Origin of the sequence: Arthrobacter sp. ERGS1:01, assembly GCF_001281315.1 — a bacterium.
Classification (GTDB): domain Bacteria; phylum Actinomycetota; class Actinomycetes; order Actinomycetales; family Micrococcaceae; genus Specibacter.
This window is the reverse complement of the sequence record NZ_CP012478.1, coordinates 23,448-42,301: the sequence shown is the minus strand read 5'-3', so window position 1 is coordinate 42,301 and position 18,854 is coordinate 23,448. Positions and strand designations below refer to the sequence as shown.

Annotated in this window: 21 protein-coding genes; 5 read left to right on the top strand and 16 right to left on the bottom strand. The window is 59.2% G+C overall.

What is annotated here, in order from left to right:
* Nucleotides 1-95 precede the first annotated feature (95 nt).
* From AL755_RS03535 to AL755_RS24240, 4 genes are all read right to left on the bottom strand, one after another.
* The gene (locus AL755_RS03535; protein ID WP_054009807.1) at nucleotides 96-2,321 is read right to left on the bottom strand and encodes an FtsX-like permease family protein; all 2,226 of its coding nucleotides are present in this window, start codon (nucleotides 2,319-2,321) and stop codon (nucleotides 96-98) included.
* Complete coding sequence (locus AL755_RS03530) at nucleotides 2,318-3,031, bottom strand: ABC transporter ATP-binding protein (protein WP_054009806.1); 714 nt, start codon at nucleotides 3,029-3,031, stop codon at nucleotides 2,318-2,320. Before AL755_RS03530 ends, AL755_RS03535 begins: the two co-directional genes overlap by 4 nt.
* The gene (locus tag AL755_RS03525; protein WP_054009805.1) at nucleotides 3,028-3,555 is read right to left on the bottom strand and encodes a PadR family transcriptional regulator; all 528 of its coding nucleotides are present in this window, start codon (nucleotides 3,553-3,555) and stop codon (nucleotides 3,028-3,030) included. The genes AL755_RS03530 and AL755_RS03525 overlap by 4 nt, the downstream gene beginning before the upstream one ends.
* Nucleotides 3,556-3,654: 99 nt before the next feature.
* Nucleotides 3,655-3,777, bottom strand: a complete 123-nt coding sequence (locus AL755_RS24240; protein WP_272946690.1) for a hypothetical protein — start codon at nucleotides 3,775-3,777, stop codon at nucleotides 3,655-3,657.
* Nucleotides 3,778-4,004: 227 nt separating this feature from the next.
* Between AL755_RS24240 and AL755_RS03520 the strand changes: the two genes are divergently transcribed.
* Nucleotides 4,005-4,451: a Clp protease N-terminal domain-containing protein gene (locus AL755_RS03520; protein ID WP_107503798.1), complete on the top strand. Its 447-nt coding sequence runs from the start codon at nucleotides 4,005-4,007 to the stop codon at nucleotides 4,449-4,451.
* Between the two features lie 169 nt (nucleotides 4,452-4,620).
* On the opposite strand, the gene AL755_RS03515 is transcribed toward AL755_RS03520, so the two are convergent.
* From AL755_RS03515 to AL755_RS03505, 3 genes are all read right to left on the bottom strand, one after another.
* The gene (locus AL755_RS03515) at nucleotides 4,621-4,818 is read right to left on the bottom strand and encodes a hypothetical protein (RefSeq protein ID WP_054009803.1); all 198 of its coding nucleotides are present in this window, start codon (nucleotides 4,816-4,818) and stop codon (nucleotides 4,621-4,623) included.
* A 732-nt stretch (nucleotides 4,819-5,550) separates the two neighbouring features.
* Nucleotides 5,551-6,588 carry a CU044_5270 family protein gene (locus AL755_RS03510; protein ID WP_054009802.1) on the bottom strand — a complete coding sequence of 346 codons (1,038 nt, stop codon included), beginning with the start codon at nucleotides 6,586-6,588 and terminating at the stop codon, nucleotides 5,551-5,553.
* The gene (locus AL755_RS03505; RefSeq protein ID WP_237762472.1) at nucleotides 6,563-7,150 is read right to left on the bottom strand and encodes an RNA polymerase sigma factor; all 588 of its coding nucleotides are present in this window, start codon (nucleotides 7,148-7,150) and stop codon (nucleotides 6,563-6,565) included. The genes AL755_RS03510 and AL755_RS03505 overlap by 26 nt, the downstream gene beginning before the upstream one ends.
* Before the next feature lie 429 nt (nucleotides 7,151-7,579).
* Here AL755_RS03505 and AL755_RS23405 point away from each other — a divergent pair, with 429 nt between their 5' ends.
* The 3 genes from AL755_RS23405 (at nucleotide 7,580) to AL755_RS03490 (ending at nucleotide 9,205) form a co-directional block, all read left to right on the top strand.
* Nucleotides 7,580-7,771 carry a hypothetical protein gene (locus AL755_RS23405; protein ID WP_054009801.1) on the top strand — a complete coding sequence of 64 codons (192 nt, stop codon included), beginning with the start codon at nucleotides 7,580-7,582 and terminating at the stop codon, nucleotides 7,769-7,771.
* A gap of 424 nt (nucleotides 7,772-8,195) precedes the next feature.
* Nucleotides 8,196-8,543 (top strand): immunity protein Imm33 domain-containing protein, encoded by a 348-nt coding sequence (locus AL755_RS03495; RefSeq protein ID WP_054009800.1) that lies wholly within the window; start codon nucleotides 8,196-8,198, stop codon nucleotides 8,541-8,543.
* Nucleotides 8,544-8,668: 125 nt separating this feature from the next.
* Nucleotides 8,669-9,205: a Clp protease N-terminal domain-containing protein gene (locus AL755_RS03490; RefSeq protein WP_054009799.1), complete on the top strand. Its 537-nt coding sequence runs from the start codon at nucleotides 8,669-8,671 to the stop codon at nucleotides 9,203-9,205.
* An 811-nt stretch (nucleotides 9,206-10,016) separates the two neighbouring features.
* On the opposite strand, the gene AL755_RS03480 is transcribed toward AL755_RS03490, so the two are convergent.
* The 8 genes from AL755_RS03480 to AL755_RS03445 form a co-directional block, all read right to left on the bottom strand.
* Nucleotides 10,017-10,505 carry a hypothetical protein gene (locus AL755_RS03480; RefSeq protein ID WP_054009797.1) on the bottom strand — a complete coding sequence of 163 codons (489 nt, stop codon included), beginning with the start codon at nucleotides 10,503-10,505 and terminating at the stop codon, nucleotides 10,017-10,019.
* A 275-nt stretch (nucleotides 10,506-10,780) separates the two neighbouring features.
* Nucleotides 10,781-11,086: a hypothetical protein gene (locus AL755_RS03475; RefSeq protein ID WP_054009796.1), complete on the bottom strand. Its 306-nt coding sequence runs from the start codon at nucleotides 11,084-11,086 to the stop codon at nucleotides 10,781-10,783.
* Nucleotides 11,087-11,334: 248 nt separating this feature from the next.
* On the bottom strand, nucleotides 11,335-11,871 hold the full coding sequence (locus AL755_RS03470) for a hypothetical protein (RefSeq protein ID WP_054009795.1): 537 nt from the start codon (nucleotides 11,869-11,871) through the stop codon (nucleotides 11,335-11,337).
* Nucleotides 11,872-12,325: 454 nt separating this feature from the next.
* Nucleotides 12,326-12,538: a hypothetical protein gene (locus AL755_RS03465; protein ID WP_054009794.1), complete on the bottom strand. Its 213-nt coding sequence runs from the start codon at nucleotides 12,536-12,538 to the stop codon at nucleotides 12,326-12,328.
* Nucleotides 12,539-12,832: 294 nt separating this feature from the next.
* On the bottom strand, nucleotides 12,833-13,477 hold the full coding sequence (locus AL755_RS03460; protein WP_054009793.1) for an ABC transporter ATP-binding protein: 645 nt from the start codon (nucleotides 13,475-13,477) through the stop codon (nucleotides 12,833-12,835).
* A 23-nt stretch (nucleotides 13,478-13,500) separates the two neighbouring features.
* Nucleotides 13,501-14,349, bottom strand: a complete 849-nt coding sequence (locus AL755_RS03455) for a hypothetical protein (RefSeq protein ID WP_054009792.1) — start codon at nucleotides 14,347-14,349, stop codon at nucleotides 13,501-13,503.
* Nucleotides 14,346-15,335 (bottom strand): hypothetical protein, encoded by a 990-nt coding sequence (locus tag AL755_RS03450; RefSeq protein WP_054009791.1) that lies wholly within the window; start codon nucleotides 15,333-15,335, stop codon nucleotides 14,346-14,348. The genes AL755_RS03455 and AL755_RS03450 overlap by 4 nt, the downstream gene beginning before the upstream one ends.
* Nucleotides 15,332-15,649: a PadR family transcriptional regulator gene (locus AL755_RS03445; protein ID WP_054009790.1), complete on the bottom strand. Its 318-nt coding sequence runs from the start codon at nucleotides 15,647-15,649 to the stop codon at nucleotides 15,332-15,334. Before AL755_RS03445 ends, AL755_RS03450 begins: the two co-directional genes overlap by 4 nt.
* A gap of 359 nt (nucleotides 15,650-16,008) precedes the next feature.
* Here AL755_RS03445 and AL755_RS03440 point away from each other — a divergent pair, with 359 nt between their 5' ends.
* Nucleotides 16,009-16,608, top strand: a complete 600-nt coding sequence (locus tag AL755_RS03440) for a recombinase family protein (protein WP_054009789.1) — start codon at nucleotides 16,009-16,011, stop codon at nucleotides 16,606-16,608.
* Nucleotides 16,609-17,501: 893 nt separating this feature from the next.
* Here AL755_RS03440 and AL755_RS03435 read toward each other — a convergent pair.
* Nucleotides 17,502-18,632, bottom strand: coding sequence for an FAD-dependent oxidoreductase (locus AL755_RS03435; protein WP_237762471.1), 1,131 nt, complete (start codon nucleotides 18,630-18,632; stop codon nucleotides 17,502-17,504).
* Nucleotides 18,633-18,854: the final 222 nt, after the last annotated feature.

Below are 18,854 nucleotides of genomic sequence, written 5' to 3'. Positions count from 1 at the left end.
GGTCACGCTCAGCGGGACACCTAATTGCATGGAAGCGGGGTGCTCACTGAGGGCGCACCTCCCTCGATTCAAACGGGCGCTGGGCCCGCGGTGCTTTACTCAAACCGGGTGGACGTGAGTGCGGTGTTTGGGCGGATGATGCCGAAGGTGGCAGTCACAGCCGCCAGGGCGAGTAACAGGCTGAGAGACAGCGCAGCGTAGTACTCGGGGCTGGGCCAGCTGATGGTTCTGCCTCCGCCGAAGGAGGTGACCATGAGCCAGGCGACGAAGAACCCGAGCCCGACCGATAGCAGCAGCACGGCCAGGAGCGGGATGATGGCTTCTTGGATGATGACTTTGCGGAGTGCGGAAACGGGCATGCCAATCAGCCGCATCAGGCCCAGCACGCGTTTGCGGTCCAGGATGGCGGCGGCTGTGGATACTGCAAGGGATATTCCTGCGACAACGACGGCGACGAACACGCCGATGTAGGCAAGGGCCGACAATCCCTGAATTATTCGGGTGCTGCTCATCGTGGCCAGGTCCGCATGGGAGGTGGCGGGCATGCTGGTCACTCCGGAGGTGTTCAGGGACGTGCGTGCCCTGTCAATGGCCTCGGGGGTCCCGTCGGTGCTGATCACCATCACGACCGGAACTAGTCCAGCCAAACTGTCGACCGGTGCAGCCGTAAGTGGGACCGGTTTGGTGGTCCAGGACTCCAGAAAGGACGCGTCGAAGGCGGCGATCTTCGCCGTTGGGGTTTCCGTAAAACCTAATGTTGGCGCCTCAGTTGTCGGAATGTAGATGTCCATGCTGTCCCCCTGGCCCAGCGGTGTTGGGGCGTAGCCGATGGTGGCGGCGCGAATCCCGGCCAGTGCCTTAGCATTCTTTGCGGCGCCGGTGACTTGGCTTGGGGCGGTGCCGGGCACGAGCATGGTATAAATGCTGGCGGGCAGGAGCAGTCCGGCCCGGGCCGTGGGTGCATTAATGGTTTCGATCGCGCTGATGCCTCCGGCAAAGACAGAGACCATGAACACGGCGATGACCAGCCCGGACACCGAGCGGAACACAGCTACAGGGTTCCCCCGGATCCGGCTCGTCGCGATGACGGTTGAGGCGCTCCGCGCACGGCGCAGAGCCATGGTGCTGACCACCCGGGTCAGCAGCGGGCCAATGGTCACGATGCCAACAGCGGTCAGTACGAAACCGCCGATCAATAGTGGCGAGGTCCACGGGTTCCCTCGTGTATAGATCCTAGTGAACACGGTCCCGGTGGCCATGCATATCAGTCCCGCCAGCAGCAGAACGGCCCGCCACACGGTGGGTGTTCTCTCGTGCATGGCCCGTGTCACTCCCAGCGGGCCGATGCCGGTCCGGGCGGTCCGGACCGCCGCCACTAGTGCAGACGCGGCGACCACGACCGCGACGACAGTGGCAGTGAATCCAGTCCCGGGGGTGAAATCCGCGAGGAACATTCTCATGTCGTTGACGGGTATTTGAACTGCGGCCGGTCTAAGCCCGCCGGCCAGGATGATTCCAAGCAAGGCCCCGGCCAGGCTGGGGATGGCTGTCTCGACGGCGGCGATGGCTGGGAGCAGTTTCGGGGAAGCACCGATCAGGCGCAGGGTCGCAAAGCGCTCCCGGCGTTGGGCTGCCCCCAGCCCGGTCGCTATGCTGACCAGCAACAGCACGGGGAAGAGCACTGCAATCCCGCCAACCAGCAGGGCTGTACGGTACAGGCTGGCGCTCTCGCCGTAGGGGTTGCTGGTGAAGCTTGTGACGAGCATTGCTGCCGGGCCCTGACGCAGCTGTGCCTCGGTGGCCCCGGTGATGACCACCAGGGCATCGGGTCCGGGAAGGGCTGAGTCGTTGATCGTGCCCACGAACTGCCCATATCGGGCCCCGAGCTGGTTCGCCGGGGTTGATTCAATCAGGTGTTGCAGGGCGGGCGAGGCGTAGTACTGCCCGGGAGCTGGCGGAGCCGGGATGCCAGGAATTTTCACGGTGGTGGAGGGGACGGCGGCAATGTCCCGGTGGTTGATGAACTGGTCCCGGAAGATGTCCACCGGGAATCCGAGCAGAATTCTTTCCGGCGTCAGTGGTATCGGTGTCAGGGTTGCGTTGGTGACAGGCCCGTCGGTTGCCGGCGGGGCGATGACCGATGACTGGCCCATCTCCTTTAACCAGGCACCGCGGGCATCGCGCTGGGCCAGCCCGTTGGCCGCACTCCACAGGAGCAGGATCAGGCACACCCCGATGGCTACCCCTCCACCGATGCCGGCCATCCGGCCCAACGAGGACCGGCTGCCCAAAAATGCCAGTTTCAGGACGGCCGGGTTCATGCCGCGATCCTGTGGCCGGCAGAGACGCTTCCATCACGCACGATAACTTCGCGGTCGGCGTACGCGGCGGTGCGTGCGTCGTGGGTGATGATCACCACGGTCGTGCCCGCTTCCCGCACAAGGTCGAGCATCAGCGTCAGGACATTCTCCGCCGCCAGGGAATCTAGTGAGCCGGTAGGTTCATCGGCGAACAGTATGGCAGGGGCACCAACCAGGGCACGGGCGATGGCAACGCGCTGGGCCTGGCCGCCGGAGAGTTCCCCGGGAACCTTGCCCGTGAATCCGTCCAAGCCGAGGCGTGCCAGCAGCTCCGTCGAGCGGCGCAAGGCCTCGGAGCGTTTCGTGCCGCCCAGCAGTAGGGGCAGGCTGACGTTGTCCAGGGCCGTGAGCTCCGGGAGTAGTTGGCCGAACTGGAAGACGAAGCCGAAGTCTGTCAGCCGCAGGCGGGACCGTTCTGATTCGCCCAGGCCACTGATGTCCTGGGGAACCCCTGTGCGTGGCATGTAGGTAACGGTGCCGGCTGCGGGGGTGAGGATCCCGGCGAGGCAGTGCAGAAGGGTGGACTTGCCTGATCCCGACGGGCCCATGATGGCCAGGACTTCTCCGGGGTGAACGTCGAGGTCGATCCCGCGCAGTGCCTCGGTCTGACCGAATGAATGGTGCAGCCCGCGGGCGCTGAGGATGGGTGAAGTGGTGTCAATCGTGGTCATGCGCTCTGCAGCTCCATCTTGAGTTGGGTCAGGCGGGCACTGGTCAGATCTATCCAGCGCAGGTCGGCCTCGATGTGGAACAGCCCGTGGTCGCACATCAGTACCTGCAGCAGATCGGCGTCGCGCTTGAGCCGGGTCAGCTCACGCATCCGCGCCATGTGCTTCCCGCGCTGCACGTCCAGCAACTGTTCTGCGTCGTCGTCGATCAGCAAGGCGACAACAGTCTTGGCGAACAGTTCACTCTGCAGAGTTTCGGAGGGAACATCGGGAGTGAACAGCCAATGACGGACCCGGCCCCGGCCAGCTGGTGTGATCTCGTACTTCTTCCGGTCCGGGCCACCGCCGGTTTCCTCACCCAATGCCTTGATCAGTTCGTCGCGGATCATACGGGCCAGCGTGGAATACACCTGCCCGAAAGCCAGCGGCTTCTGGGCGCCGAAATAGCGGTCGTAGGAATGCTTCAGGTCATAGCCGTAGCTCGGTTCACGGCTCAGCAACCCCAGAAGGGTAAGAGTCTTGTTCACCCTACTATCTATACACTCAGTTTATAGATAGATCCATTCCATGGGACCAAGAGACCCAATCGTGTCGTATCGGGCGAAAAGTGCCGGGATCAACTGCCGCTACGACGGGGCAACCATCTGGCCGGCGCTTCCGCCGAACGACCAGCCGCCGCCTTTCGCCGCCGAGGTCCCGTCAACACGCTGGTCCACAGCCAGCCTCGCGGCAGCCTTGAACGCGTTCATGGGGGAACCACAGAAAACTAAAAAAATCCTACGCTAAGGGCGATTTGAGCCAGGTAGCCACTGGACTACAGCTTGCCAATGGAAGCCACCCAGAGCCTGTCCGTAGCGGGAACCGTGAGCGGGAAGCCTGACACGGCCGCAGGTCGATTAGCGGCCGGGTCAGGACATCCTTCTCCGGGGAGGCTCGGCCGTGGTGCCGGCGAGCCGCGAAGACTACGCTTTGGGGCATGACCGGTTCGAAGTTCTCAGGGAACTACACCGACAATGTTCGGCGGGCGGTGGTCCTGGCTCAGGAAGAGTCAAGGTGGAGGATGCATGACTCGTGCATCGGTCCTGAGCATTTACTATTGGGGCTTTTGCACGCATATCCGAACATGGTGCAGACGGCGCTGGGCGTCTGGCCGGAGGACTTACGTGTTGCGATTGTGCGTTTCGCCTCCCCTGGTCCGGAGGACACCTCAGAAGAGTTCCCATTCACCCGCATGTCTCTGGAGGCCCTCAAGGCGGCGCAGCGCACCGCGCGGGAGCTGCATTCCGATCGTGTCGGGATCAAGCACCTATTGTTCGGGGTACTGAGTGTCCATGGCGACCGCCTGGATCGTGCGCTGGTCGATGCGGGTGTGGATCGAGACAGTGCGCAAACGCGGATAATGGCGGCGCTTACGCAAGGGTGACCGGTTGCTCCAAGCTGGGCAACAGGCAGCTGTCATTTTCCAAAGACGACTGCGCTGAGTGTCCAAAGTCCTCTGCACTGCGATCGCCCCCCGTAAGTGGAACGCTCTGCGGCACGGAACCAGCGATTTGTAGTTGGGTAAAGCGAATGCTGGTCAGTCCCACTGGTCGTCAGTCTCGAATGTTGCGCTTCTTTGCAAGTGTGCCAAGGATGACGCCGGCCAGACATGCAGCTGCCAAAGCAAAAGTGAGCATCGCTTTCCATGTAAATCCTTGATCATTGAGCGTGAGAAGCCCGATGATGAACCAGAAAACGACTCCAATTCCCAGCCAGATTAGACTAATTCGAGGGAGCTCGAAGTTCTTCATGGGGTGTCCTTGGTGATCAACGGATGCAGAGAAATTGTTAGTCCTTGGCCCTGGTATGGCCGTCAACTTCGATTGGTCACACCCTTCGAAGTTGCGGTGTCTGAGCCGCTTGCGGGGGAGGTTGTCGGCTGTCGACCAGTCAATGATCCGGCGCACGACGGTTCGTGTTTTCAGGTCCTTGCGGGTGGTCGTCTTCTAGGTTGTGGAGTGTGTGGCGCTCTTTCCGCGCAGACCGAATGATCGGAATGGCTGCGATTAAGAAGACAAGGAATGCAAGCGCTATGGTCAAACCTAAGGGGACGCCCAAGAGCTCCAATGGAAACGCGACGACTGGGTATAGCAGGCAAGAGAAGACTAGCCACCATACGATGAGCCGACGCTTCTTGGGCGGCATGCCCTCAAGAGAATCAGCCGGCCATTGTCGTGGACCTTCATTCGGCGGCTCATCATCAAGTGATCCCATTGGGTCAGCGTACAACGCGACAAGTTGCATGGTTGGTGGTCCTGGCGACTGCGAAGCCCTGCACGTGTCAATATGAATACCAATAAGCAGTGGCGGGTGAATTGGAGAAACCGCCAGTCCCGTTCGTCGAACCTCCTATGGGAATTGGTTGCTTTGCTGCGTCTGATTCCAGAGACGGATAGCTGAAACGGTAGTTGTGAGTCTGCTTGTGCGGGTGGTCCCGTTCGTTGAACCACCCGCACAAGCAAGTTTTTGTGTCTCGCCTTTCCCTACGGGGCTGAATCGACGACTGTGGTGCGGATGGTCGTCCAGCCGATTGTTGCCCCAGCGGGGATGGTGCCCAAAGGTACGAGTGTAATCTGCCGTTCCCCGATCAATTGACCTGTGGCCGGATCAATGATGATGTCCTGTCGGATGTTCGATGCCTTCTCAGCCCGGCCGATGGAGACCCCTCGTTGGCCATCCAGTGTTGCCTGGTCTTGAGTTACTGTGACCCCGGGGATCATTGCCGCAGCCTTGTACAGCGCAGCTCGCAAGTCCGCGGGCACTAGACCTGTACACAGCAGATCAGCAATCCAGACTAGTGCTTCGCCGTCAATGGACTGGCCGGCGCCGAGCGTTTTCAGATAGATGCCGTTCAGCAGCATCCACGGATTCCTGGAGTAGCCCGCCAGTTCTTTTTCACTGGGAAAGCTGCTGGGTGAACCATAGAACGCGCCGTTGGCCGCCTTGAGGTGTTCGGAAGTGTCACCCATACTTTTGGCTTGCTGCAAGGCGAATTCCTTGGCCTGCTCGCTAAAGAACGTTGTGGGTATGCGTCCTGAGCGGTCCCAGATCCATTCGTGGTCACGGTTGGCTGGCACGTACATGGACATCTTTTCGGTGTCGAGCCATGAGAGCGGTTCCCCTGACACATCCTTATCGCCCGCCGCGACTGCCTGAGCAGTTTGTGTCAGCCACAGGTTGGTGCTCTCGATCTTCAAGTACTGACCGGGCAAGAGTGCCGGATCTGAGGTCTTGATGGCCAGTTCGGCTGCGCTGTTCAAAACTTCTGCAGCTTCGGCACTGGCGGCTCCTCGCCAGCCTGCCAGGCCAATGACGTTTCCAGCCACGAGGGCTGTGACAAGCCCCAGCGTTGCCGCTGTCATCAAGGTGATGCGCAGGGCTTTGCGCGGGCGTCGGGTCCTTTTCTTGCCAGCCCCCGAGGCGATCCGCTGCAGGAGCCGGTCACGTCCGCCGTTGATCACTGAGTCCTTGACGATCGGAAAATCGTTACGCATTTCACGCAGTAGCTTCAGCTCGTCCATGGTCTGCCTCCTCGGTGTTGTGTCGGAATGGGCCGGCGGCGTCCTTTAGGATCCGCCGGGCTCGATTGAGTCGTGACCTCACAGTGCCGATCGGCACCTTCGTTGCCTCGGCGATACCCTCATAGCTCAGCTCCGCCCAGGCGTAGAGCAAAATACATTCCCTGTCAGCCGCAGAGAGTTTGCGCAGTGCAACGGCCATGGCCGACGTGGCTGCCGCAGCATCAACCTGTTCTGCGATCCTGTCCGTGCTGTCCGCATAGGAATCACGGCCGGAGGACTTGGCTAGGACCCTCAGCAATTTCGCCTCGGTCCTGTGGTGTTTGCGCAGTAAGTTCGTGGCGATGCCAAACAGCCAGGGCCGGGCATCGTCCCATGTGAGGTCGAAGGAATCCCGCCGCTCAAAGGCAACGAGAAAAGTCTCGGCCATGACGTCCTCGGCAGCGGAATCACCAGCGCGTCGGGCGGCATAGCGGAAGACCATGCGGGCGTATTTATCGTAGAGCTCAGTGAAAGCCCGAGGGCTCTCACTGGATCTGCGGATGATGTCGGCGTCTGTAGTCACACTATGTATTGCCCACTGGGCGAAAAAAGTTCACGAAGAAATGGAAATCCTTGGAAAATTGTTCAGGAACGGATGGAATGAGCGCCGAATTGAAGCCAGAAGGGCAGCCAAATGAAGGTTGAGGCAGACCGGGTCCAGAAGCGATTCAACCCTAGCAAGAGGACTTCATGCCAAAGATCGGAATCACATCAATAGCCCGGAATCATGGCCTTCAGTGTGTCTTCTTCCAACGTGTACTGGGACCGTGTTCGACGCAACTGGGCCGCGGCTGGGCATGGCGGGAATAGTGGTCTCTTTGAATGCGGTGGAAGCTAGTTGGCAGATCTCCATTCACCAGATGTACAGTTCCTCCTCATGGGCAGTCATTCAGGAGCTCCTGCTGCGGGAGAACGAAGAGTACCGGTCGAGCAAGTGCTCAATGGGCTGGAAGTGTATCCGCTAGAACAGGGCGAGACGGCCCTGGAAGCCTTTGTCCTCCTCAAAGTTCTGGACCGGGACGGGGACGTAACGTGGTCATACCGAACCACTAATCGGCTCAGTCGCGAGGAATTGCTAGGGGCCCTAATCGTGCAGGTGGATGTGCTGCGCAAGTCGCTGCGCGATGAATGGGACGACGACTAAAGTCAACTTGCATCATCAGCTTCATGAGTTGCGCGGTTGCCTCCCTAAGTCGAACCCGCATTCGTTCCGCGTCACAGCTGGAACAGTCGCCTCATCCCGCAAGGAGTATGCCCGAATAGGTTTTTAGAACTGTCCCGTAAAACGGGTCGGATTCCGTGGCACCGAACCATTGAAATTTGACCGTGAAGCATCAGCGATCGCTAGTCCCGCAGAGGAACGGCGGGGGGTCTGGCCCGGGTTGCAGTACCAATCAAGTCGAATTTGGCATTGTCCACTTACGGGCGAGCAGAATGGCGGAGACAGTCGATGCACAGTATGGAGCCTGCTTTCCTGCGCGGAATCGTTCACAGTCTGCCTCATGTCGAGAGTCCCGTGGGAAGCTGGGGAATGCAATCAAGAATTTGTATCGAAAGGTGGCGATCTGATGAACGGCATATCCAGCCAGCAGCTCGAGGTTTGCCTACGTTTCGACGCTGAACCTCTGGTTAGTCCTTCGGACATGAAAGTCGGTATTTCGCGGAATGTTCAAGATGGCGTAGTGCCGATCAATGGCCTGCGACATGTTCCGGTGGGGGATACGACGGGGTGGTACATCTGGGCAGGTGAGGAGGTGTCGGAGGACAGTGATTTCTTTGTTCCTTTGCATGTCGCCCACTTGGCGGATTGGTGCCCGCAAGTCATTGACTATCTGGCCCTGCCTCCGGGTTCGCGGTTTCTGCTTGCCCCTGGCTACGAGGACATTTGGTTCGATGCAGCGATTGTCCACGAGTGACTCAACGGTCCGTCGGCGTTCGGCAGAACACCTAATGCTCCGAGACGCTAATTTTGTGCGCCCGAGCGTCAGACAGGGAACCTCCTGCGGGACGTGCGCTCTTCCGCGCATCGGGAGGCGCGCCCGTGGTGCTGGCCCACCGCGAAGACTACCCTAGGGGCATGGGCCGTTCGACGGAGTTTGGCAACCACACCGACAGGGCTGTGCGGGTGGTGGTCCTGGCCCAGGAAGAGGCAAGGGTGATGATGCATGACGCGTACATCGGTCCCGAGCATTTGCTGTTGGGGCTTGTGCACGCTGAACCGGACGCGGTGCAGACGGCACTGGGCGTCTGGCCCGATGACGTGCGTGAGGCGATAATGCGTTTCGCCTCTCCTGGTCCGCTGGACACCTCAGCATCATTCCCGTTCACCCCCGAGGCTTTAGAGGCCCTTAAGGCCGCGCAGCGCGCCTCGCGGGAGTTTCCTTCGGATCACGTCGGGATCAAGCACCTGTTGTTCGGGGTGCTGAGTGTCCATGGCGACCGCCTGGATCGGGCACTGGAGGATGCAGGTGTGGACCGGGACAGTGCGCATGCACGGGTAGGGGCGGCGCTTGCGCAGGGGCGGTCGACTGGCCTGGGCGGGGCAACAGGCAGCGATCGCCCGCCCACGTCCGGCTGACATGTTGTTGAATCAGGAAGCAGGGCTAGTCCGTCGCTAGGGAACCGTCTAAAGGACACATTCACCTCCGAAGGTTGGCTTGAGTGGGTCGGGGCGGCCACTCAAGATCTCCGACAGTTCAACGGGTGGAAACTATGCATCGCCTTTGGCGACGAGTGCCCAGATTCCCGCTTCGGCTTGGCCCTGGACATCAACGCTGAGGCCTCCAGCCAGTGCAATTTGCTGGACCCCGGTGATCTTCTTGGTCCCCGCAGTGCAGTCGACTTCAGTCTTTGTCCCAGAATCGAGGGTGAGCGTGACGCTACCTTCGGGGACTTGGCAGGTGAAGTAGACAGTGAAGGGTCCCTTGCCGGAGACGTCTGGGAAGCTTACTCGGTTCGGTACCTCTGAAATGTCACCGCCAGTAGCCACTAGCCTGGCGCCCGCAGCAGACTCGGTGGACGTTTGCAGGGCTTCCATCAAAGCCACACTATTCGTTTCCTGCGCACTGGCGGCATCGGCTGATTGTGTGTCGTCAGGAGCCGGAGTCCCGATACAACCGGTCAATGTGAAGGCCAAGCACGCCAGGCCGGCAATCGCGATTCGTGAAAGTATCAACTGCAAATTCCCCCAAAATTCCGTACTCAGCCTAACTGTCAACCAAGGCTACGCGACCCCGGGCACCTCACATGGCCGCGAGTGGGCAGCTTCAACTGGCCGCTAACATTCGCGAAAGTGTCGCCCGCGCACCGCAAACCGAACCTCGACTGGGGCGAGGAAGAGCCTATTATGCCGATGTTTTGGACCCAGCTTAGACTTCTGGGCGGTTCCTCTAGCAAGGTGGCCACGTCCCGTTGAGGAGGGTCCTGGCTTCATCGACGATAAGCCCTTGAAAGTGTTCGCGTTCTACATCCCATGAGGGGTGCCAGTCGTCCCATTCGCTAACCCAGCCAACAAGGGGTTGGAGTGATTTCGGATAGCCCAGCTCGTCCCAGCGGTCCCAGATGAACTTTCCGGCGACTTCTGGCTGGGCACTTCCATCGACGATGGCCTCGCACAGCCAACGGACCAACCGCCAACGCGTACTCTGTGAGTCGATGGGCGGTGGGGGAGCGAGATTCAATTCAGCGGTGACCGCGCGGAAGAGTTCTTGCGCTTCGCCTTCCTCTCTGCGCAAGAGCCCGGCCAGGAGGGGGAGAGACGGCGAGTCTACGCCTTCCAAGAGTGCGCGCACGGCAGTATCTATCAACACGTCTGCGCCGACGGTCTCATTGAGCGCCGACCGGATGGCGTACCCGCGGAGGTCCCTGAGTGCGTTCATGAGTCGAGCCTCTCAAAGATAGCGGCGATGGGCATCATCGTTGCACACGCGGTGCCGCTCGACCAATGAAATTGGCTCCCATGATTCCCAAACAGGCAAAACCGGGGCAGTCCCTTTCCAAGGTGTCCCGTAGGCCGGCTGCCCCACATGGGAACCGTCTATGGGACGAGCATTCCGAATGTCCTGCGTTGACCGCCAGATGCTGGGAAATCGAACATGAACCCGATACCTCTCCACGTCGGGTAGCATCGGTGCGGTCGGTTCTGCCGGAGGGTCTACATGCCCAGGAATGCGGATGCAACGCCCGCCACATAAATCCAGACAATGCTTGAGATGGCCAGCAGGACGTAGTATAGGCTCGCTCGCGGCTGTTGCGTTCGATTCCTTCTTGTCGCAATAATCATGACAATGACCGGCGGGGCCACCAAGAGGGCCGCCACGGAAAACCGAAACACCTGCCATGGAACCGGCATGCCAGCATCCAAACCCATCCAAAGGCGGATGACGAGCCAGGCTCCGAGTACTATCAGCGCTACGAGACTCCCGGCAACGGCACCAATTCTGGCCAGTACAATATTCATATGCCGAATGTACCGGACAGGCTGCAGACTTCTTGAATAAGAATGCCGCAGGTGCCCTCCATTACGGGTGAAGCAATGTCGCATAGTTTTCCATTAGCGGAACCTCATGCGGGCACGTTCTTAGCGTGAGCGGATTTGAAGATTCTGCCCGTGGGGGCCGTGTTGGTCGTTCAGAGCGATGAGGGCTCTTGCAGCACAAACCACGGAGTCCTGGAGCCGCCGCTGCTGTTGCTGACGTTCGATCCAGATCAAAAGCGTGTCAAAACCACGCTTAGTTTGTCCAGTGATTCCGAGGTGGCGGCGATCTCGACGTTCCCTTTATCCGTCATCAGTGCCATCGCTCGGAGTCCGTAGGCCGGAATGTATTTTCGGTCATTGCCATTTAGTTTTCGGCGGTCGGGGAGAAGTTCTTGAATGTTGATCGTTGTCGAACGCCCCGACGGCTCCAATGTGTCGTATACGGCTGGCTGGAACTGTAAAGCCCGTGGGCTTGGCGTTGCGATCCCTTGATTCCAGATGCCGTTGAGTGAGCCGGGTCGTGAGTCAGGGTAGCGGAGGTAGATCATGACTTGGCCGTGATCTTCGAGCCGGGCTTTGGCTTTTATTCTTCGCCGTACTTGGAAGACCGCAAAGAGCCCGTAGATCAAGGTCCATGCAAAGGAGGTGGTAAGGGCGTAAGCCAAGTCGTGTCGCGTTACAAGCCAAATACCGGTGCCGAACACAAACAAAAATATGTAGCCCACAGTTAGGGCCAAGTAGGGGTGCTTTCGGACCCATTTCTTCATGGCGCAATACTCCGTTGGTCCATGAACGACAGCATAACGCGAGTCGGGGCAGTCCTGAGCACTAAGAGTGCTCAGGCTTGACGGACATAGAAGTGTCGGAGACGGCAGAACGGCAGCCGCTCCCGTTGCCTATTGTGAGTTCATCGTCCCGTAAGGGATGTCCCGTACAGACGATGGCAAACAGTCCCGTAAGTCGGTCCGGTTCGGGGACGTGGAACTGCCCAGCTCAACGGTCGCTTCGAGATCAATGGTGCTGGCCGCACGGGAACCCTCTATGGGTCACCGTATGCACTTGTGTCGACTGACTTACGGTCGTGGTGGACTCCACAGCGAACGATCAGCCGGCCAATTGCCTAATTGGCCAACGAACTGGTGCAGGAAAAGTTGGACACCAGCCCCGGGTCTGGGTTCGCCCTGCCAAGATCGTCGTTGTCGATCGTTGTCGCAATTGTGTTCAGAGGGTGTGCGGATCGTCTTCCTGGGCTCGCTCAGATTTATCGTATGCAATCTGCTGGCGCCTTTCGCGTGCCTTGAGGATGCCCAATCCGAGCAGGCACAAACCGAAGATGATGCCGAGGAGGCCCAGGGTTGGGTTAGGCCGGACAAGCAGGCCGACTACACCGGCAACAGTTATGACTGAACCGACGATGAGGCCAAACAGCATCATGAATCTTTGGTTTGTATATATTCGTTCTGTCGCCGACAAAAAGATCACCTCGAGTGGAAGTCCGTACTAGGCCGTAAGTCTAGGACGATCGCGGCGCGCCCGGCCGCCTTCAGGACCGAGAGACCTACCGTTGGCAGGGTCCTGCAGACGAACCGTCAGCAGGCACATTCCATGCCTAGGAGCTCGGCCCGAGCGATCCGATTGGCTCAACAGGTCTGTTGGCCGTTTTAGGGCAGGAACAAGCGGTGTTTCGCATGCTCGGTGTTCGGTGGCCTCGAGGGCGATCTTCGAGGTTTAGTCCATACTCAAGGTTTTGACGATACCGCCGTCAAACTCCAGCAATTGGTCGCTGTGTTCATCGATGTCGGCTCGGTGGTGGCTCGTATAAACAATGGTCGTTCCCTTGGCTTGCTCTTCACGCAGGATCGAGCCCAACCTTGTTGCGCTCGATGCGTCGAGGGCGTTGAACGGCTCGTCCAGGATGAGGACACTCGGTTCTTCCATGAGGGCCTGGGCCAGGGAGAGCTTTTGCTTCATGCCGAGGGAGTAATCGCGGACCTTTTGTTTGACGTCGAGGTCGAGGCCGACACGGCCCAGCGCGCTGTCCACCTCCGCCGCCCCGGCACGACGTGTAATGGCCGCAAGTTCGAGGAGATTCTTTCGGCCGGTCAAATGTGGGAGATAGGCTGGCCCGTTGATGGCCACACCGAAATGCTCGGGAAAACTGCGATTGGAACTGAGGTATTTGGGATCAACCCAGATATCGCCGCTTGAGGGGATGGCAAAGCCGCACATCAGCTTCAGCAGGACCGACTTGCCCGAACCGTTGGGCCCTACCAGACCATAGGTGCGGCCGGCTTCGATGTCGAATGACGCGTCTCGAATCACGGAGTTCTTGCCGAAATGTTTGGTGACCTTACGAAGCGAAATGATGGACATGGGGTTCCTTTCCGAGAACCGATCTATCGGTTGCTGGCGATTACGAGTGCCGGAAGGCAATCGCGGCTACGTGCGCGACGAACACGACGGTCCAGCAAACCCATTGCCGCGAGGGGAGTTGCAAGGCCACAGGCCAACACGGCAACTACCGTGCCCACGGAATTTGCATCGAGCGCGATCACCAGGCTGATGTAGGGGCCGCTGTTGAATGCCGCGATCACGTCTTCCGAAAGGGTTGAGGTGATGGCCGCGGTCGCATTCGTGGATTGCCCTGCGGCGATGACGGTCTGCAGTTCCATCACCGAAACACCCATCCAAGACCACACCAGCAGTGCGGCAATGATGGCCGGGCCAACCCTGCCTGAAACTATCCGTAGCGCGGCAATCACCAATTGGGCGAGGGTCAGTGTCGCTACCGCCAACAAGACCTGTGCGGAAATGCCTACGGCCACTGGCAATCCGGCGTTTTCGAAGGTATCCGCTGCTGATCCCGGAACCGCTTGGCCCGACACGGGCAGACCAGCCAAGGCCGCGACCGCGATGCCGGCGAGTAGCACTGAAACGATGGGAAGCACCATTGCGGCTAATGTGCGACGCAATTCCCGCGCCAGGACACCGCGGTATGAACCCAACCGAATGAGTTCGGTCAACACGGGTTCCGGCGTGATCACGGCCCTGACCAAGGCGAGCGTTAGTAGGACAGTGCCCGTAAAGCGCGGATCACTAACGACCAAGGCCAAGATCTGCAGCGTCCCTGGGCCGGTCCCGGCCCAGGCCTCCGGGTTCAATCCTCGGACTGCATACGCAACGGCAGCGAAACCGGCGAAGAGCGAGACGACAACATTGGATCGGGTGGGGGTGCGGAATCTCATGCCAAATTCTCAAGGCGAACGAGCCTGCGTGACAGGACGAGCCAAATAAGGCCCGTCATTGCGGCAAGGACGATAGTCGGTGCTGCCCCCATGAGGATCGATTGTTGCTGGAGGCCAAAGGGGAACATCGAGAAATTCAGTCCCAGATTGGGCGCTCCGATGAGTTGTGCGGCGGCCGACTGGACGAAGAAGACAAGGAACGGCACGCACATGGCAACCGCACGGCGCTTGATGACCAGCAAGGAAGCCATACCCAGGGCGGCATAGGTGGCAGCGGCGAATCCAACCCACGCCGAATAGGCCAGAGCATAGGTCCAGGTGCCCGACTGCAGAAGCTGGCTGTAGGTCGTGCGGCCGAAACTATCGAGAACCGCACCTGAAGCTGTCAATCCATACCCAGCGGGGTCAAGCGAGGGGTTGCCGAGTTTGGGCCAGAGCACGAAAGCCACGGCAAAGGCAAGGAAGGTCCACGCGAAAAACACTAAGAAAGCAGTCCCGGAGGCAACCAGCAGTTTTGCAAACACATAGCTTTCCGTCCTGACCCGTGATCGCGCACTCGACACAAAGCGGTTGCCGATCTCCTGCGCAAACCTGCTGCAGGACAAGAAGACAACGAACACTGGCGCCAGCATCGTAAACGGCGTATTCATGAGTGTTGCGAAAACATCGTAGTTGTCCCGCAACGCCACTTTTTTGCCACCCAGCAGCGCAGAATCCGGGAAGACCACGTAGAGGAAGATGCTTAGCAAAGCGGCTACGACTCCCACCTGGATCCAGCTAAACGAGGCCCTCAATTCCGTTCGAACCAGTGACTTCGTCAATGATCCTGCGGCAAATCCCAGCGCCCCGCGCACGATCTGGCCGTGCGGAATTCCGACCTCCGCAGCGTCCCTGACATCTGCAAGCCATTGCTCGCGGTACCGTGCACGCTGGTGCGTCGGCAGCGCCAAGGCAATCGCGCGGACTACCATTTCTGTCGCGCTCATGCCTGTGCTCCTGCCGGACGTGCCACCACGCGCACGGGGCGGGCGTCGAACTTGGAAACAGCCCGGCGTGCAGCCACTACGCCGTCCACAGTCAACTCGTAGTACCTGCGGCGCGGCCCGCTGCGGTCGGAGTCAGCCTCCCAATACGACGACAGCCAGCCGGCCTCTTCGAGCCTTTCAAGCGCCGGATACACCGTACCGGCAACACGGCCGCTCTCCTTGATGATGAGAAGACCCCAAATGGGCTTGGACGTCGCGAGAAGCACGCGAAGCACATCTACGGTGGGGGCGGTTAACCGCTGAAGTTCTTCCATATGATTAACCTAGCTATATCGGATAAGAAATGCAACGAGTCACATTGTCAGTCCGCTGATCCGAAACGGTAGTTTCCAATTTCAGATCGTGACTGCACTGGCTGCCCAAAGTCGTCTGCATTGCGCTGGGGTCGTCCGCAAGAGGAATCGGAGTGGGCCCTTCTGGGCAGCCGGGCCTGTCGCGGCGTCCCGAAAGGGGTGTCCCATATGGGCGTGAGCAGACTGTCCCGTATGACGGTCCTTGACCGGGCACGATAACTCCTGACCTGCATCATGGTGAAGTCAAGCCTGATACCGTCCCGTATGACCCGTCCGGTGAAGCCACCGGTGATGGGGCGTTATATGACACACTATTTCTCATGTCTAAAATTCTGATTGGCTACGCGCGCGTGTCCACCGAAGCGCAAGACCTCACCGCCCAGCGTGATGCCCTGGCTGCTCTTGGTGTTGATTCTGAACGGATCTATGTTGATCACGGCTTTACCGGTACCAACAAGAACCGCGCCGGACTCCGTGAAGCCCTGGCCGCATGCCGGGCCGGGGATACCTTCGTTATTACCAAGCTTGACCGCCTGGCCCGGTCCGTGAGGGATGCCCATGAAATTGCAGACGACCTCGCTAAACGGGAAGTAAGACTCAGCATCGGCGGTTCCATCCACGATCCCACCGATCCAATGGGCAAACTGCTGTTCAACGTCTTGGCAATGATTTCCGAGTTCGAAGCTGACCTTATCCGGATGCGCACCCGCGAAGGGATGAAGGTCGCCAAGGCCAAGGGCCGGCTCCGAGGGAAGCAACCCAAGCTTTCCGTCAAGCAGGAAAACCACCTCCTTGAACTGCACGCCGCCGGAGAGCACAGCAAGGCCGAGCTGGCCGAGCTTTTTTCCATCGGCCGTTCCACTGTCTACCGCGCCATTGAACGCGGACAACGAAGGACCGCCGAACCGGTACGTTCCTGAGAAGAGTTGCGCAGAGGAGTACTGAGCAGGAGTGTCGATTAGTGCAGGGGAGTACTGAAAGCTCAGTGCTCAATACTCGTCTGCACAACCCTAGAAGCACGCGGGACGCTATGCAGGCGAGTATTGAAAATGACACCAGCATGGACGGGCCGACCAGTCAAAAACGGTCGTTTTCGGTGTGTGAGGCGCCCCAGTAAGTGGCGGCTTTTCTGCAGGACTAGACGTCATGCCCGAGGGACGCAACTCGGCCCCTAACCGAAGTCGCTTGCCGCACCGAAGAGGCAGTGGTTTCCTCCTGAGGACTTTGGGTGTCGGCTTTGGTCAGTGGGCGGTGCGGTGCGCAACCATGAACAAGCCGACGATCCCTGTGAAGGAAGACTGGTCCCGAGGTGTGAACTGATTCCGCACTTGGACGATGATGCGGCCTCTTTCCGCCTGATAGTACGGAACGAGGTTGCCTTGACGGGCGTAGATGCCAACGTTCAGTGAACATCTGCGCACGCAGTGTTGTCTCCATCTAGCCAACGACGAGGGCCAGATATACCGCTTCTGCCTTGGTTGATGAAGACGCGCGGAGTGATTGTATTTGCGCACGGTAGCGAGTCTCATCGCGGATCTCGCAGACTACGATTCCTATTGGCCGCGAATTCTGAATCTGAGTTGCCGGCGGTTGCCCTCTTACTGATTGACCGTACTGGTCGAAGTAACTAGGTTGTCCCTGCCGGGCAAAAGTCCTCGGTATTGCGCGAGCGGCCCCTGCAGTGCCCTATGAAACCCGGCCAGAACAGGGATTGGTGATGGGTTGAAGACTGAATCGGAGAGGTAGGCGAACATAGATGATGTGAAGAGGTCATGATCGCGAGCCCCTCATCCAGGGAATCCAGGGGCAGGTCTTATGCCGCGCGAAAAATCGAAGGCGCGGGGATCCCTTCGACTAGGTCGGCAAGGATGCGGCCGACGGCCGGGGTGAATTTGAATCCGTGGCCAGAGAATCCAGCACCAACGACCACTGGTCCGAACCGGTCCAAGATGAAATCGCCGGACTCTGTGGAGGTGTAGGTGCAGCTGATTGTTTCGAAGGAATCTGCATCCAGGCCTGGGAACCAGTCTCGGGCGTAGCGGCGCAGTGCCTCCAGTTGGACGGGTTCAGGCATGAAATTTCGGTTATCTGGATCCACGACAGGACCCACGCCGTGCCATCCGATCTTCACACCTTCCCCTGGGGTGAACATTCCATAGGTGGGGCTATACCAGTAGTTGTCTTTGGCGCCCTTCGGATTTGGGCTGTGATTGAAGCTGGGCCATTCTATGGACTGGTTGCGGAGCTGAAAGTGAACAGGCTGTTCCTGCGTCACCACGAGCTTGGGAAGGGTCGCTATTCCTGCGAGTATTTTGTTGCTCCAAGCGCCTGCGGTAACAATGACTCGTTTGGCGTGGTATTCGTTGAGGTTAGTGGTGAGCAGCACCAGATCATCACCAAGTACGGTCATGTTTCTTACCGGGGCGTCGTAGTGGAAGTGGGCTCCGTGAGTTTCGGCCGCCAGCCGCAGGGCTTTCAGGGCGTCAGCTGCCCTCAGCCGTCCAGAATCCGGTACGTGGAGAACATCAGTCTCGAAGCGCATTCCGGGCCACCGGGACATCGCTTCTTCCGGAGCAACGAATGAGCTTTCTATCTTGAACCGTTGTTGAGCGCTACGGATTTTCTTCAGCTCAGCCATATTTCCGTGATTGACCACCCCGACCAGATCCAACAATTGAATGCCGGTCTCCGAGGCAAGTGCGTCCCACAAGTTTCGAGCCTCGGTCACCAGTTTCAAGTATTCAGGGCGTTGATAAGCAGTATTGAAATTGCGGGTAGCTCCGTGAGACGCGCCAAGGTGGTGACCAGCGGCGAACTGCTCAAACAAGGCAACTGATTGCCCGCGTCGGGCGACGCTCAAGGCCGCAGCAGAACCCATAGCTCCTCCTCCAATGACGACAACATCCACTTCCAAGGCCACCAGCCAGTCTCCTTTTCCGGCCATGGCTTGATGCCTGACCAACTTCGGTTATCTTCTCACTATCCAAGCACTTGAATCTCATGCGCTGCGTGACCATGCGATGTCCTGAATTCGCCTAGCCCGTGATCCTAGAACACACCCTCCCCGCGCGCGTATCGGTTCGTCTCCCTGCACTAAACAATCGAACATCCAGTCCTCCACCAGGGACAGACACATCTGAAGAGTAAGTCCGGTAAAAGGAAAGTC